The sequence below is a fragment of the Vibrio sp. Vb1574 genome (assembly GCF_033338675.1).
Genome location: NZ_JAWOTC010000303.1, coordinates 1 through 1,217, shown reverse-complemented (window position 1 = coordinate 1,217; position 1,217 = coordinate 1). Strand labels below are relative to the sequence as shown.

General features: G+C 47.6%; 1 protein-coding gene. It reads right to left on the bottom strand.

The window, feature by feature from the left end:
- Nucleotides 1-1,205, bottom strand: a 1,205-nt coding sequence (locus R7O12_RS25730; protein ID WP_318126890.1) for a lysophospholipid acyltransferase family protein, incomplete at its 3' end; no start/stop codon positions are given.
- Between the last annotated feature and the right edge of the window lie 12 nt (nucleotides 1,206-1,217).

Here is a 1,217-nt window from a genome sequence, read left to right as displayed (position 1 = left end):
AGAAAGCGTTGGTCATAGTTTAACAATGTGCGCGAATACAATCCTTCTACGCCATATTTCGCCAATAATTGATCAACTAATCCAAGACGGTAAGCTCCTACCATGCATTGGTTCTCACGATCCCACACAAACAGGTGCAGGTAATCATGATCGAAGTGATCGATGTCTATCGCTTGTCCGGTCCCTTCGCCAACTTGACGGAAATTATGTTCTCGCAAGCGGCCAATTTCATGCAGGAGAGATGGGATCTGCTGCGCACTGGCGCAGTACACGTCGAACTCGCCATTTTGAAGCAATTGGGTTTCTGCCGGTAAGCTGTGCAGCTCTTCAAGTAATTGGCCTATGGGTAACCCTGCCGCAATAGGTAAGAGATCATTGTCTGAGACCGTTTGCTGAGTGGCATTTACATCGCGGTTAAGCAGGTAGGTGTTGAGCCTTAGATAATTGACGATCTGATCATCGTTGAGGTTATTGAGTTCTTTAAACTTGATTGCTTGCCCAAAGGACAACTCAATGGTTTTTGCGCTCTTGTTGAGCAGCTCTCTTCCTAACATCAAGGTGCGTAAAAGAGGGTGGATTTTACCTGCCATGTAGAAGCGTTTTGAGTTCTGCCCACGAATGAAGACAGGAACAGTGACGGCTTTGTTCTTACGAATTAACGCGCTGACACTGCGGCTCCATTCTTTGTCTTCTAAACGCTGTTGTTTGGCATCCACCAACTGCGACACTTCACCCGCAGGGAAAACTAATAACAAGCCGCCATTCGCAAGGTGTTTGTTGGCTGCTCTAAGTGCCTTCATGTTCGACTTGACCGCATCTTTGCCCTCGAATACGTCGACACCAATAAAAAGTTGGTCGAGCTCTGGCACGGTTTTCAGGTACTGATTCGCTAAAATTTGGATATCGTCTCGTACCATCAACAGTAGTTCGGCGAGAATCACGCCTTCAACACAGCCGAGAGGGTGATTCGCCACAATGACGGTTGCGCCTTGCTTTGGCACTGAGCCGAGCGAACCATGGGCAATGCGATAGTCGATACCCAAAATATCCAGTGTGAATCGCAAGAAAGTTTTGGTATCCGTATTCACGGGGCGTTGGGCGTAGAATTTATCGAGCTGACTTAAACCCGTAGCCCATTCTGCAACGTTTTCACCAATGCCAAACGGCGTTTTACGAGGGAGACGAAAAGGGGTTGAACTATCCATATTTACCTCAGC